Source organism: Brevundimonas sp. FG8, assembly GCF_057808845.1.
Genome location: NZ_JBMDIU010000006.1, coordinates 16,626 through 29,447, shown reverse-complemented (window position 1 = coordinate 29,447; position 12,822 = coordinate 16,626). Strand labels below are relative to the sequence as shown.

Sequence of the window (12,822 nt, the reverse complement as noted above, 5' to 3'; positions counted from 1 at the left end):
CTTTCAGCGCAGTTTCCGCTGATTCGGCTCTCGCCTGTCAGCGGCTCTCGAAAACCCTGCGGCCCCCGACGAACGTGCCGATGACCTTGCCCTGCAGCCGCCGTCCGTCGAACGGCGAGTTCTTGGACTTGGACTTCAGCGCGGCGGCGTCGATCACGACGGGCGCGCCCGGATCGAACAGCACCAGATCGGCCGGAGCCCCCGCCGCCAGCACGCCCGCGTCCAGCCCCAGCAGGCCCGCCGGGCCCGAGGTCAGGGGGCGCAAGACGTCCAGCAGGTCCAGCCCGTCCTCATGATGCAGGCTCAGGGCGGCGGGCAGCAGGGTCTCCAGACCCACGGCGCCCGGCGCGGCCTCGCCGAACGGGCGGCGCTTGTCCTCGGCCGGAGCCGGGGCGTGGGCGCTGGTGATGACGTCGATCAGGCCATCGCGCACCGCCTCGATCAGGGCCTGACGGTCGCTCTCGGCGCGAAGCGGCGGGTCCAGTCGGTAGAAGGTGCGGTAGTCGCCGATGTCCAGCTCGTTGAAGCACAGGTGGTTGATCGACACCGAGGCGGCGACCTCCAGCCCCTTGCCGCGCGCCCGCGCCAGCGTCTCCAGCGCGCCCTCGGTCGAGATCTGGTCCACCAGGAACCGCGCGCCGGTCTGCTCCACCAGAGCCAGATCGCGCTCCAGCTGGATGCGCTCGGCGATGGCGGGCACGCCCGACAGGCCCAGACGGGTCGCCAGTTCGCCACTGGTCGCCACCGCGCCCTCGCTCAGCCAGGGGTCGGCCGGACGGCAGGCGATCAGGGCGTTGAACGCGGCGGCGTAGCTCATCACCCGTTGCAGGGTGCGGGTGTTGGCGATGACGCGGTCGCCGTCGGTGAAGTACAGGGCGCCGGCCTCGTCCATCAGGCCGATCTCGGCCATCCGCTGGCCGTCTCGTCCCCTGGTCGCCGCGCCCGCCGCGCGAACGTTGACGAGGTCCAGCGCCGCGCCGCGTCGCTGGATGTGGTCGATCATCGCCGGATCGTCGATGGCCGGATCGGTGTCAGGCTGGACCACGATGGTGGTCACGCCGCCCGCCGCCGCCGCCAGACTGGCCGACTTGAGCGTCTCCTTGGGCTCGTCCCCGGGCTCGCCGGTCTTGACCCGGATGTCGATCAGGCCGGGCGCGAGGCACAGGCCGCCCGCGTCTATCACCTCGACGCCCGCGGGCGCGCTCGCCTGCGTTCCGTGGATCACCTCGGTGATCACGCCATCGACGATCAGCAGGGCGCCGGGGCCGTCATAGTCGCTCGCCGGATCCAGCAGGCGGGCGTTCAGAACAGCGAGGGCGCTCATGCCGAGGCTCCTTCGCGGCGCACGGACAGGGCGGCCAGCACGGCCATGCGGGCGGCGACCCCCATCTCGACCTGATCCTGAATGAGGGACACCGACAGGTCGTCGGCCACGTCCGAGTCGATCTCCACGCCCCGGTTCATCGGGCCGGGGTGCATGACCTTGGCGCCCGGCCTGGCCCAGCTCAGCTTCTCGCGATCCAGACCCCAGAAGCGGAAATACTCGCGCGTCGAGGGCACCAGCGCGCCCTCCATCCGCTCCAGCTGCAAGCGTAACATCATCGCGACATCAACGCCTTGCAGACCATCCTTCATGTCGTGGAAGACTTCGCAGCCCCACCGATCAGCGTCGCCGGGCACCAGGGTCGGCGGGCCGATCAGGCGCACGCGGGCGCCCATCATCGACAGCAGGGCCACGTTCGAGCGGGCCACCCGGCTGTGGGCGATGTCGCCGCAGATGGCGATGGTCAGGCCGCCCACATAACCGAAGGCGCGGCGCAGGCTCAGCAGGTCCAGAAGGGCTTGCGTCGGATGTTCGTGCCGTCCGTCGCCGGCGTTGACGACCGCGCAGCCGACCTTCTGCGACAGCAGGGCCGCCGCGCCCGAGGCCGAGTGGCGAACCACCAGCACGTCCGGCTTCATGGCGTTCAGGGTGGCGGCGGTGTCGATCAGGGTCTCGCCCTTGGCCACCGAAGAGGTCCTTGGCGACAGGGCGGTGACGTCCGCACCCAGCCGCCTGGCGGCGATCTCGAACGAGGCGCTGGTCCGGGTCGAGTTCTCGAAGAACAGGTTCATCACCGTGCGGCCGCGCATGATGTCCAGCGACTTGGCCGATTGCCGGTTGAAGTCGACAAAGGCGTCGGCGAGATCCAGCAGGGGCGGGACGGTCGCGGCGTTCAGATCGCCCGCGGACAGGAAGTGATCGCGGGGAAACGGCTCCAGCCGTTCGTGAATCAGGTCGGTGACATCGGGCTGGGTCATCGAGACGCGGCTATAAGCGGTCGTCAGACCAAATGGAACAGCGCCAGCAGGATCGGAATGGTCAATGCGCTGCCGACCGTGGTCGCGGCCACGATCCCGGCCATCAGCGGGGCGTCGCCACCCATCTGTCGCGCCAGCAGATAGGCCGCCGCCGCGCCCGGAGCCGCCCCGCACAGCAGGGCCGCGCCCTGCGCCGTTTCATCGCCGCCGTACAGGATGCACAGACCCCACATCAGCGGCGGCATGACGCCCAGCTTGATCCCGGTGACGGCGGCGACCGTCCATTTGCGCCGCGCCACCTCGGCGAAGCTCAGGCCCGCGCCGGCCACGATCAGCCCCAACGGCAGGGCCGCCCCGCCCAGCAGCTCCAGCGTGTCCGACACGCCGGGGATCGGCGGGACCTTGAGGACGTTCAGCGCCAGCCCGCTCAGGCAGGCCACGAGGATCGGGTTGGCCAGCATCGCCCTGGTGAGCGCCAGCGGCGAGACGCCCCTCTGGTCCGCGCCCCACCGCGCCAGAACGGCGACGCAGGCGATATTGGTCACGGGAATGATCGAGGCGATCATCACCGCCGCCAGCGCCAGCCCCTCGGCGCCGAAAGTGGCCTGAATGACCGGCAGGAAGACGAAGCTGTTCCACCGGATCACGCCCTGGAAGACGCTGGTGTAGGCCGGACCCTCGATCTTCAGGAACGGCTTGGCCGCCAAGGCGCAGGCGCCGACGATGATCACGGCCGTCACCGCCGCGCCCGCCGAGGCGCTGGCCCCGCCACCCGACAGGTCCGCGCCCCAGATCGCGGGGATCAGGAAGCCCGGATAGAGCAGGTTGATCGACAGCTTCTCGATCGGCCGCCAGGTGGCGTCCGGCAGGAAGTCCGATTTTCTCAGGCCGTAGCCAATGGCGATCAGGCAGAAGACGGGGATGATGCCCGCGAGCAGGCCGATCATCCGCGCAGACGGTCCAGCGCGCCCTGAAGGATCCAGGCGGCCGCCGTGCGGTCCACCACATCGGCGCGGCGCTTGCGGGTCAGGTCCAGCTCGTCAATGAGGAAGCGTTCGACCGCCGTGGTCGACAGCCGCTCGTCCTGGAAGGTCACCGGCACCTCGCGCAGCCTTTGCAGATTGCGGGCGAAGGCGCGGCACGACTGGGCGCGCGGCCCCTCGGTGCCGTCCATGTTCAGCGGCAGGCCGATCACGAGCCCCGAAGCGTTACGCCCGTCCATCAGTTTCAGGACCGCCCTGGCGTCGTCCGTGAACTTCGTCTTTCGGATCAGCTGCAGCGGACTGGCGATGATGCGGGTGGCGTCCGACGCGGCCACGCCGATGGTCTTCTCACCCAGATCCAGCCCCAGCCAGGGCGTTCCGGGCGGTGTCTGTTCGGCGAGCTCTTCAAGGGTCAGGACGGTCACGGTGTCGCGGTAGGACTGGCGGTCGCCGAAGTCAAAGCGCAATGTCCCCGGATCGCCGATTGGAGAGAGTTCGATGAGATATCCGCTCCTGCTCGCCGCCGCGCTGGTCGGCCTCGCGGCCTGTGACTCCGCTGACCAGACCCGCGCACCGGCCCCGGCGTCGAGGCCGAACCTGCCCGCCTCGCAGGCCGCACCTCCGGTGACGCCTCTGGTCGCGTCGGGTCCAGCCGTCACCGTCGCCGTGTCTGACGACCCGAACATCCAGCAGGCGGCCTCGGTCGTGAAGCTGGATCAACTGGCGCGGCAGGGCGGGGCGACGGTCAAGCTGTTCGGCACGGCGGGCGGCGATCCGGCCATGAACGGCCTCTACACCGACATCGCCTTCTTCAAATCCCCCGCCGAAGGCTGGGCGGTGTTCCGCATCGGCGACTTCCTGGACTATCAGGTGCTGTCCGAAGCGCCGGGTCGTGTCGATCTGAAGGTCGAGGAAAGCGTGATGGACGAGGCGACGGGCCAGATCGGCAAGCGCGAGCGGCGTCTGATCGTGAGCTGGACGCCCGGCGCGGACGGGGCTCCGCCCGCCGCGATCACGGTCACGCCGGCGCAATAGGCCGCAAGCCGTATCGGAATCCTTGTGAATCCGGCCCCGGACCGCTAATCCCGCCCGCTCAGGTTTCGCATTTGGAGGGCCGCATGGCCGTCGACGTCGCGACCGTGCGCAAGGTGGCGCACCTCGCTCGCATCAAGACCCCCGAGGAGCGGCTGGAGCCGCTGGCCCAGGAGCTGAACGGCATTCTGGCGTGGATCGAACAACTGAATGAGGTCGACGTCGACGGCGTCGAGCCCATGACCTCGAACGTGGCCCAGCCCCTGCGTCTGCGCGATGACGTCGTCACCGACGGCGCCAAGGTGGACGCGGTCCTCTCGAACGCTCCGAAGTCGGCGGACGGCTTCTTCGTCGTGCCCAAGGTGGTCGAGTAAGCAGTATGACCGACCTGACCAAACTGACTCTCAAGGCCGCCCTCGACGGCCTCAAGGCCCGCGACTTCTCCTCGGAAGAAATCACGAAGGCCTTCGTCGCCAACATAGACGCCGCCAATCCCAAGCTGAACGCCTACGTCGTCCAGACGACCGGCAAGGCGCTGGAGATGGCCCGCGCCTCGGACGCCCGGCTGGCGAAGGGCGAGGGCGGAGCGCTGGAAGGCGCGCCGCTGGGTATCAAGGACCTGTTCTGCACCGACGGCGTCCAGACGACCGCCGGCTCCAACATGCTCAAGGGCTTTGTCCCGCCGTATGAATCGACCGTCACCGCCAATCTGTGGGCGGACGGCGCGGTCATGCTGGGCAAGCTGAACATGGACGAGTTCGCCATGGGCTCGTCCAACGAGACCTCGGCCTACGGCTCGGTCGTGAACCCGTGGAAGTCGTCCAGCTCGAACGCCGAGCTGACCCCCGGCGGCTCGTCGGGCGGCTCGGCCTCGGCCGTCGCCGGCGATCTGTGTCTGGCCGCCACCGCGTCGGACACCGGCGGCTCGATCCGCCAGCCCGCGGCCTTCACCGGCACCGTCGGCATCAAGCCGACCTACGGGCGCGCCAGCCGCTTCGGCATGGTCGCCTTCGCCTCGTCGCTGGATCAGGCCGGTCCGATCACCAAGACCGTTGAGGACGCCGCCATCCTGCTGCGCTCGATGTGCTCGTTCGACATCAAGGATTCGACCAGCCTCGACGTCGAGACCCCGGACTGGACGAAGTCGCTGGGCAAGGGCGTGAAGGGCCTGCGCATCGGCGTGCCGAAGGAATACGTCGTCGACGGCATGCCCGCCGAGATTCAGGCGCTCTGGGACCAGGGCGTCCAGTGGCTGAAGGCCGCCGGCGCCGAAATCGTCGAGATCAGCCTGCCGCACACCAAATACGCCCTGCCGACCTACTACATCGTCGCCCCGGCCGAGGCCTCCTCGAACCTGGCGCGCTACGACGGCATGCGCTTCGGCCATCGCGCCGAAGAGGCGAAGTCGCTGACCGACCTGTACGAAACCTCGCGCGCCGAGGGCTTCGGCAAGGAAGTCCAGCGCCGCCTGACCATCGGCGCCTACGTCCTGTCGGCCGGCTTCTACGACGCCTACTACGTCAAGGCCCTGAAGGTGCGCCGCCGCATCGCCCAGGACTTCGACAACGTCTGGGACCGCGTCGACGCCATCCTGACCCCGTCGACCCCGTCGGCCGCCTTCGCGCTGGGCGACAAGCAGATCGACCCGGTGACCATGTACCTGAACGACGTCTTCACCGTCACCGCCAACCTCGCGGGCCTGCCGGGCATCTCGGTGCCCGCGGGCGTCGATTCCGGCGGCCTGCCGCTCGGTCTTCAGGTCATCGGCAAGGCGCTGGACGAAGCGACGGTCTTCCAGGTCGCCGACGTGCTGGAACAGGCGGCCGGCTTCACCGCGCGGCCCAACAAGTGGTGGTAGGTTAAAAGCCCTCTCCCGATGGGAGAGGGGACGCGCAGACGCCCCATCCCCAAACCCCGCCCTCCTATCTTCCGCCCATGATTTGACCTTCGCCCCTGTCCGGCGTCCTATCGCGCTCCGAACAACGCTCGGAGACCACCATGGGCGAACGGCGAGGAAACGATCACGGAAGCCTGATCAAACAGGTGCTGGACGACGGCGCGGGCCCGGCCAGGTCGGCTCTGGCGGCGTCGTGGCGGCGGTCCATGACCCTGTACGGTCTGGACCCGGAAACGCAGGGCAGGGCGAACACCCTGACCGAACAGCAACTGCGCGAGGCGCGTCAGGCGATGGAGCCGATGACACGCGCCGCCCAGCCGGTGCTGGATCGTCTGTTCCTCGCGGTCGGCGACACCGGCTGCTGCGTCCTGCTGACCAATGCCGACGGGGTGCCGGTCGAGCGGCGCGGTTCCGCTGTCGATGACGAGACCTTCCGGGCGTGGGGCCTCTGGCCCGGCGCCGTCTGGTCAGAAGCGGTCGAGGGCACCAACGGGATCGGCACGGCCTTGGCCGAGCATCGCCCCCTGACCATCCACCGCGACCAGCATTTCCACGCCCGCAATACGGCGCTGAGCTGCACCAGCCATCCGATCCACGATCCGCAGGGCAGGCTGGCGGGCCTGCTGGACGTGTCCTCCTGCCGGGCGGATGCGACAGAGGGCATGCTCGGCCTGATCGCCGCCGCCGTGGCCGACGCCGCGCGCTCCATTGAGGCCCAGACCTTCCGCCACGCCTTCGCCGACGCCCGCATCGTGCTGGCGGGCGATGTGGCGGAGCGGAACACGGCGGCCCTGCTGGCCGTGGATCGCGATGATCTGGTCGTCGGCGCCACCCGCGCGGCCCGTCTGGCCCTGTCGATCACCGATGAGCGTATCGCCGGCCAGCTTGCGGCGTCCGAGGTGCTGGGCGCCGGATCAGTCGAGGCGGACCTGATCGAGGCCGAACGCGGCGCCGTGCGTCGGGCGCTGGCCCTGAACGGCGGCAATGTCTCGGCTGCCGCCCGTGCGCTGGGCGTCAGCCGCGCCACCCTGCATCGCAAGCTGAACCGGCTGGGCCTCGGCTCCGATACCCACTGACCAACGGTCTGTCGCAACCTTGCGACAGGTGTGCGCTGCACCATGACTTCGGGCTCTGGCGGCTTTCCCCGCCCGGGCCAAGTCTCCGATCCAACGACGCCGACAATCGGCGCCCGAGGAAAACAGGAGGCTATCGTGACCAAGCCCGAATTCATCCGCGCCGTGACCCCCAAGTTCAAGGCGCGCTACGACAACTTCATCGGCGGCCGGTGGGTGGCCCCGGTCAACGGCCGCTATTTCGAGAACACCTCCCCGGTGAATGGCCGCGTCCTGTGCGAGGTGGCTCGCTCGGACGCGGCCGACGTCGAGCTGGCGCTGGACGCCGCTCACGCCGCCAAGGACAGCTGGGGCAAGACCTCGGTCGCCCAGCGCGCGGTGATCCTCAACAAGATCGCTGACGTCATCGAGGCCAATCTACAGGCCGTCGCCGAGGCCGAGACCTGGGACAACGGCAAGCCGGTGCGCGAGACCCTGGCCGCCGACATCCCCCTGGCCATTGACCATTTCCGCTATTTCGCCGGCTGCATCCGCGCGCAGGAAGGCGGCATCTCGGAGCTGGATAACGACACCGTCGCCTATCACTTCCACGAGCCTCTGGGCGTCGTCGGCCAGATCATTCCGTGGAACTTCCCGATCCTGATGGCGGCCTGGAAGATCGCCCCGGCGCTGGCGGCCGGGAACTGCATCGTTCTCAAGCCTGCCGAGCAGACCCCGGCCTCGATCCTGCTGGTCACCGAGCTGATCCAGGACCTGCTGCCGGCCGGGGTGCTGAACATCGTCTCGGGCACGGGCGTCGAGGTCGGCGAGCCGCTGGCCACCAATCCGCGCATCGCCAAGATCGCCTTCACCGGCTCGACCGCCGTCGGCCAGAAGATCATGGAGTATGCGACGCAGAACATCATCCCGGTCACGCTGGAGCTGGGCGGCAAGTCGCCGAACATCTTCTTCAAGGACGTGATGGATGAGGATGACGCCTTCCTCGACAAGGCGCTGGAAGGCTTCGCCATGTTCGCCCTCAATCAGGGCGAGGTCTGCACCTGCCCCAGCCGCGCGCTGGTCCATGAGGACATCTATGAAGCCTTCATCAAGAAGGCGATCGAGAGGGTCGAGGCGATCCGTCAGGGCGACCCGCTGGACCCCAACACCCAGGTCGGCGCCCAAGCCTCGAACCAGCAGTTGAACAAGATCCTCGGCTACCTCCAGATCGGCAAGGACGAGGGCGCCGAAGTCCTCACCGGCGGCGAGCAGGCGGTGCTGCAGGACGATCTGTCGGGCGGCTATTACGTCAAGCCGACGGTGTTCAAGGGCCGCAACGACATGCGCATCTTCCAGGAGGAGATCTTCGGCCCGGTCCTCGCCGTGACGACGTTCAGGACCCTCGAGGAAGCCATCGAGATCGCCAATGACACCGAGTACGGCCTCGGCGCCGGCGTCTGGACGCGCGACATGAACACCGCCTACCGCGCCGGTCGCGCCATCCAGGCCGGTCGAGTCTGGACCAACTGCTACCACCAGTACCCGGCGCACGCGGCCTTCGGCGGCTACAAGAAGTCCGGCATCGGTCGCGAGAACCATCGGATGATGCTGGACCACTACCAGCAGACCAAGAACCTGCTGATCAGCTACAGCCCGGACAAACTCGGCTTCTTCTGATCTGCATCAAGGATGGGCGGCTCCCGTTCGGCCATCCTGCGTTTGCTCCGCATATCACTCCCCGAGAGCAACGACCTGACGGGGCGGCCGGTCCCTGCTTTCCGGCCGCCCCGATCTTTCAGGACATCACCGACTACGAGGAAGATTCATGTCCAGGACCATGAAGGCTGCTGTCGTGCGCGAATTCGGCAAGCCGCTGACCATCGAGGAAGTCGCCATCCCGCAACCCGGCCCCGGCCAGATTCAGGTGAAGATCGAGGCCTCAGGCGTATGCCACACCGATCTGCACGCGGCTGAGGGCGACTGGCCGGTCAAGCCGAACCCGCCCTTCATCCCGGGCCATGAGGGCGTCGGCTACGTCTCCGCCGTCGGCGCGGGGGTGAAGCTGGTCAAGGAGGGCGACCGGGTCGGCGTGCCCTGGCTCTACTCGTCCTGCGGCCACTGCAAGCACTGCCTCGGCGGCTGGGAGACCCTCTGCCACGAGCAGGAGAACACCGGCTATTCGGTCAACGGCGGCTTCGCGGAATACGCCATCGCCGATCCGAACTACGTCGGCCACTTGCCGGACAACGTCAGCTTTACCGACATCGCCCCGATCCTCTGCGCGGGCGTGACGGTCTACAAGGGGCTGAAGATGACCGACACGAAACCGGGCGACTGGGTGGTGATCTCGGGCATCGGCGGGCTCGGCCACGTCGCGGTCCAGTACGCCAAGGCCATGGGCCTGAATGTCGCCGCGGTGGATGTTGATGACAGCAAGCTGGACCTCGCCCGCCGCCTCGGCGCGACGGTCACGGTCAACGCCAAAACCTCCAACGATCCCGCAGCGGACATCAAGGCCCAGACCAGCGGCGGCGCCCAGGGCGTCCTCGTCACGGCCGTTTCACCCAAGGCCTTCGAACAGGCGGTCAACATGACCTCGCGCGGCGCCACCGTGGCCCTGAACGGCCTGCCGCCCGGCGACTTCCCCCTGTCGATCTTCGACATGGTGCTGAACGGCACGACCGTGCGGGGCTCCATCGTCGGCAACCGTCTGGACCTGCAGGAGGCGCTTCAATTCGCCGCCGACGAGAAGGTCAAGGCGACGGTCTCGGTCGAACCGCTGGAGAACATCAACGACATCTTCCAGCGCATGCACAAGGGCCAGATCGAAGGCCGCGTGGTCATGACCATCAACTGATGATCAGCCGCTGAACCGGGGCAGGGCGGTCGGTCTCCGGCCGCCCTGTTTCGTGTCTCAGACCAGTCCGTCCAGCGTCGGCGCTTCGGATGCGCTGCCGGGGAAGACCCGGTTGTCCAGCGCCGCCCGGTCCACGCCCAGATGGTCGCGCAGCACGCCCTTGAAAACCGAGCGCACGTCGATTGTCGGCGCCAGATCGCGGCCCTCGAACAGCCTGTTGTCCGCCAGTGTCGGCCAGTCGCCGATCAGGCCGCCGGGCTTCAACGCGCCGCCCGCCACCAGCAGGGACGACCCCGTGCCATGGTCGGTGCCCTGCGTGCCGTTGGCCCGCGCCGTCCGTCCGAACTCGGTCGCGACCACCACCATGGTGTTGGCCCACTGGTCGCGCAGCCCGTCGTGCAGGCCGCCGATCACCTGATCCAGTCCCGTCAGCCGGGTCTGGAGCTGTCCGTTCTGGCGGGCGTGGGTGTCCCAGCCGTCGATGCTAAGGGCCACTACGTCCGCGCCGTTGTCGCCGGTCATCAGCCGCGCAACAGTCTGGCCCAATCCGTTGACGTCGTTCCGGCGCAGCGAGGTTCCGCCTGCCTCGGCGGCCATGGCCTCGGTCTCCAGCCCACGCGCCAGATTGCCCTGCAGCAGCGGGTCGTCGACATAGAGGTCCTGCAGCAGGGACGCGATGCGATCCTCGCCCTTCACCTGACCGCCGGGCGCCCAGCTGGAGGTTTCCGCCGCGCCACGCAGGATCAGCGGCGTCTGCGCCCCGACCGACAGCCCCTTGAACGATCCGTCGCCCGCCGCCGCCAAGGCCCGGTTCAGCCAACCGTCGTTCTGCTGTCGCAGACCCTCGCCGCCGTTCTCCAGCACATCCTGCGCATCGAAGTGAGACCTCACCCGCACCGGGATCGCCGCCGCCGGAGCGAAGCGCAGCTGACCCGCGTCGTACATCGCCTTCAGGCCGGGCAGGGCGGGGTGCAGGCCGAAACCGTCCCGCATGGCCGGCGCGTTGTCGATGGCCAGACCGCCGCGCAGGGCGCGATAGTTGGGATCACCCGTCGGCACGGTGACCGACAGGCCGTCCATGGCGCCGCGCGCCACGATGACGACCAGCTTGGGCTTCGGCCCGCGGGTCTGCGCCCGCGTCTGCCCCGCGAAGGCCAGACCGATCCCGGCCACGGAGCCGCCCAGCAGCAGGCGACGGTTCATCATCAGATCGGTCATCGGCGCTGGAACTCCGGCGACATCAGGAACAGGGTGACGGCCTCGGCCCGGCTTTCGGCACGGGCGATGAATTGTCGGCTGCGCGGGCCCAGGCGCTCGCCCAGAGCACTGTCCGCCATGGCCACGGCGTCGGCTTCGGAAGCCATGTCGCCCACGGTCTTGGCCCAGTTGAGACGCTTCACCAGCGCGTCCGGCCCGGCCCAGTCGGCGGCGGTGTCGGGCCAGCCTTCCGGCGACGGCGCGGCCCAGGCGGGCTGCCCCATCTGCGCCAGCGCCTGCTGAAGCGGCTGCGCCCGGCGCGGCCGCGTGCCCATGGCCCGGTGCGCCGAGATCACGAACTCATAGGGCGTCTTCACCTTGGCCGCCTCGGGCGCCCAGCTGTCCGGATGGGTCGCCAGCGCCCGGGCGACGACCGCCAGATCGCCGCGCGACTGCGACCACGCCCGCTCCAGCGCGCTGACCAGTTCCGGCGACGGCGTATCCGACACGAAATGCACCGCGATCTTCCGGGCCAGCCGCCGCGCGGTCTCCGGCCGGTTGGACAGGTCCTTCAGGATGGCGCGGCCCTGTTCCACGCCGTTCGCCGGATAGCGACGGCCCATCACGCTCCGCTCACCCGGTTCATGCACGACAGGCAGGAAGGCGAAGCCGTTCTCGCCCGGCTGGCCCGCGCGCATCGCCGCGCGGCGACCCCGACCGCCGCCCGCCTGCCTCGGGATCGACCAGCCGGTCAGGGCGCGGGCGAACTCGGTCACGTCCGCCTGGGTGTAACCGCCGTCGGCGCCGACGGTGTGCAACTCCAGGATTTCACGCGCGAGGTTCTCGTTCAGCCCCGCCTGCCGCCGTTCTCCGGCCTGACTGTTCGGTCCGACCGACTGCGCCTGATCCAGATACAGCAGCATGGCCGGATGGCTGTCGGCGGCCAGGGCCAGATCCTCGAACCTGCCGAACACATGCGGCCGGACCGCCTCGCGCTCGTACTGGCCCATGAAGACCGCCGCCTGGAATTTGGTCGCCGAAACGGTGAAGGCGTTGGCCCAGAACAGGGTCCAGCGCTCCGCGAACCCCGCACCGGTCGTGGCGCCCAGTTGCGCCCGCGCCAGAAACTCTTCCGCCGTGTCCCGCACCAGATCACGTCGGCTTTCGCGCCGGGCGTCGAACGCGGCCTGCGCCTGCGTGTCCGGCGCCTCGGCCATGGCCTCGCCCGTCATCGCGGGCTGCGGTTCGCCCGCGCGCCGCGCCCGCCGGACCTGCGCCGCCTCGGCCAGATAGGCCTGATAACTTTCCAGGCGCTGTTCGGAGGTCTCAAAGCCGCCCTCCGGGACAGGCGCGCCGCCGGGGCGGGCCTGCGCCTCCAACCACCCCTTGGGGTCCGCCGCCACCGCGTCGATCTCGCCCGGCTTCGCGCCCAGCCCGAACCGGGTCAGGGCCACGGCGGCGTCGCGGGATCGGGAGGGCGGTCCGGAGCGGGTCATGTCGGGC

12 protein-coding genes are annotated in these 12,822 nt (G+C 69.1%); 6 read left to right on the top strand and 6 right to left on the bottom strand.

All coding sequences use genetic code 11. From position 1 onward, the window contains the following. Positions 1 to 37: 37 nt before the first annotated feature. From pyrC to ruvX, 4 genes are read right to left on the bottom strand one after another with little or no spacing between them, the layout of a single operon-like run. Entirely contained in the window at positions 38 to 1,324 is a 1,287-nt protein-coding gene (gene pyrC / locus ACODRV_RS11595; RefSeq protein WP_141626733.1) for a dihydroorotase, read from the bottom strand. Then, positions 1,321 to 2,301 carry an aspartate carbamoyltransferase catalytic subunit gene (locus ACODRV_RS11590; protein ID WP_141626732.1) on the bottom strand — a complete coding sequence of 327 codons (981 nt, stop codon included), beginning with the start codon at positions 2,299 to 2,301 and terminating at the stop codon, positions 1,321 to 1,323. Before ACODRV_RS11590 ends, pyrC begins: the two co-directional genes overlap by 4 nt. Before the next feature lie 23 nt (positions 2,302 to 2,324). Beyond that, a complete protein-coding gene (locus ACODRV_RS11585; protein ID WP_141626731.1) occupies positions 2,325 to 3,248 on the bottom strand; it encodes an AEC family transporter in 924 nt (307 codons plus the stop codon). Further along, positions 3,245 to 3,709 (bottom strand): Holliday junction resolvase RuvX, encoded by a 465-nt coding sequence (gene ruvX, locus ACODRV_RS11580; RefSeq protein WP_141628289.1) that lies wholly within the window; start codon positions 3,707 to 3,709, stop codon positions 3,245 to 3,247. Before ruvX ends, ACODRV_RS11585 begins: the two co-directional genes overlap by 4 nt. 73 nt (positions 3,710 to 3,782) lie before the next feature. Here ruvX and ACODRV_RS11575 point away from each other — a divergent pair, with 73 nt between their 5' ends. The 6 genes from ACODRV_RS11575 (at position 3,783) to adhP (ending at position 10,122) form a co-directional block, all read left to right on the top strand. Continuing rightward, complete coding sequence (locus ACODRV_RS11575) at positions 3,783 to 4,319, top strand: hypothetical protein (protein WP_488908417.1); 537 nt, start codon at positions 3,783 to 3,785, stop codon at positions 4,317 to 4,319. An 83-nt stretch (positions 4,320 to 4,402) separates the two neighbouring features. Next, positions 4,403 to 4,690 carry an Asp-tRNA(Asn)/Glu-tRNA(Gln) amidotransferase subunit GatC gene (gene gatC, locus ACODRV_RS11570; protein ID WP_141626729.1) on the top strand — a complete coding sequence of 96 codons (288 nt, stop codon included), beginning with the start codon at positions 4,403 to 4,405 and terminating at the stop codon, positions 4,688 to 4,690. Positions 4,691 to 4,695: 5 nt separating this feature from the next. Next, positions 4,696 to 6,174 carry an Asp-tRNA(Asn)/Glu-tRNA(Gln) amidotransferase subunit GatA gene (gene gatA, locus ACODRV_RS11565; protein WP_488908416.1) on the top strand — a complete coding sequence of 493 codons (1,479 nt, stop codon included), beginning with the start codon at positions 4,696 to 4,698 and terminating at the stop codon, positions 6,172 to 6,174. Positions 6,175 to 6,314: 140 nt separating this feature from the next. Then, on the top strand, positions 6,315 to 7,289 hold the full coding sequence (locus ACODRV_RS11560; protein WP_141626727.1) for a GAF domain-containing protein: 975 nt from the start codon (positions 6,315 to 6,317) through the stop codon (positions 7,287 to 7,289). 135 nt (positions 7,290 to 7,424) lie between these two features. Then, a complete protein-coding gene (gene exaC / locus ACODRV_RS11555; RefSeq protein ID WP_488908415.1) occupies positions 7,425 to 8,942 on the top strand; it encodes an acetaldehyde dehydrogenase ExaC in 1,518 nt (505 codons plus the stop codon). Positions 8,943 to 9,090: 148 nt separating this feature from the next. Then, entirely contained in the window at positions 9,091 to 10,122 is a 1,032-nt protein-coding gene (gene adhP, locus ACODRV_RS11550; RefSeq protein ID WP_488908414.1) for an alcohol dehydrogenase AdhP, read from the top strand. Positions 10,123 to 10,179: 57 nt separating this feature from the next. Here the strand turns inward: adhP and ACODRV_RS11545 are convergent, their stop codons facing one another. Together ACODRV_RS11545 and ACODRV_RS11540 are read right to left on the bottom strand one after the other, a co-directional pair. Then, entirely contained in the window at positions 10,180 to 11,340 is a 1,161-nt protein-coding gene (locus ACODRV_RS11545) for a DUF1501 domain-containing protein (protein ID WP_488908413.1), read from the bottom strand. Next, positions 11,337 to 12,815, bottom strand: a complete 1,479-nt coding sequence (locus ACODRV_RS11540) for a DUF1800 domain-containing protein (protein ID WP_488908412.1) — start codon at positions 12,813 to 12,815, stop codon at positions 11,337 to 11,339. The genes ACODRV_RS11545 and ACODRV_RS11540 overlap by 4 nt, the downstream gene beginning before the upstream one ends. Positions 12,816 to 12,822 lie beyond the last annotated feature (7 nt).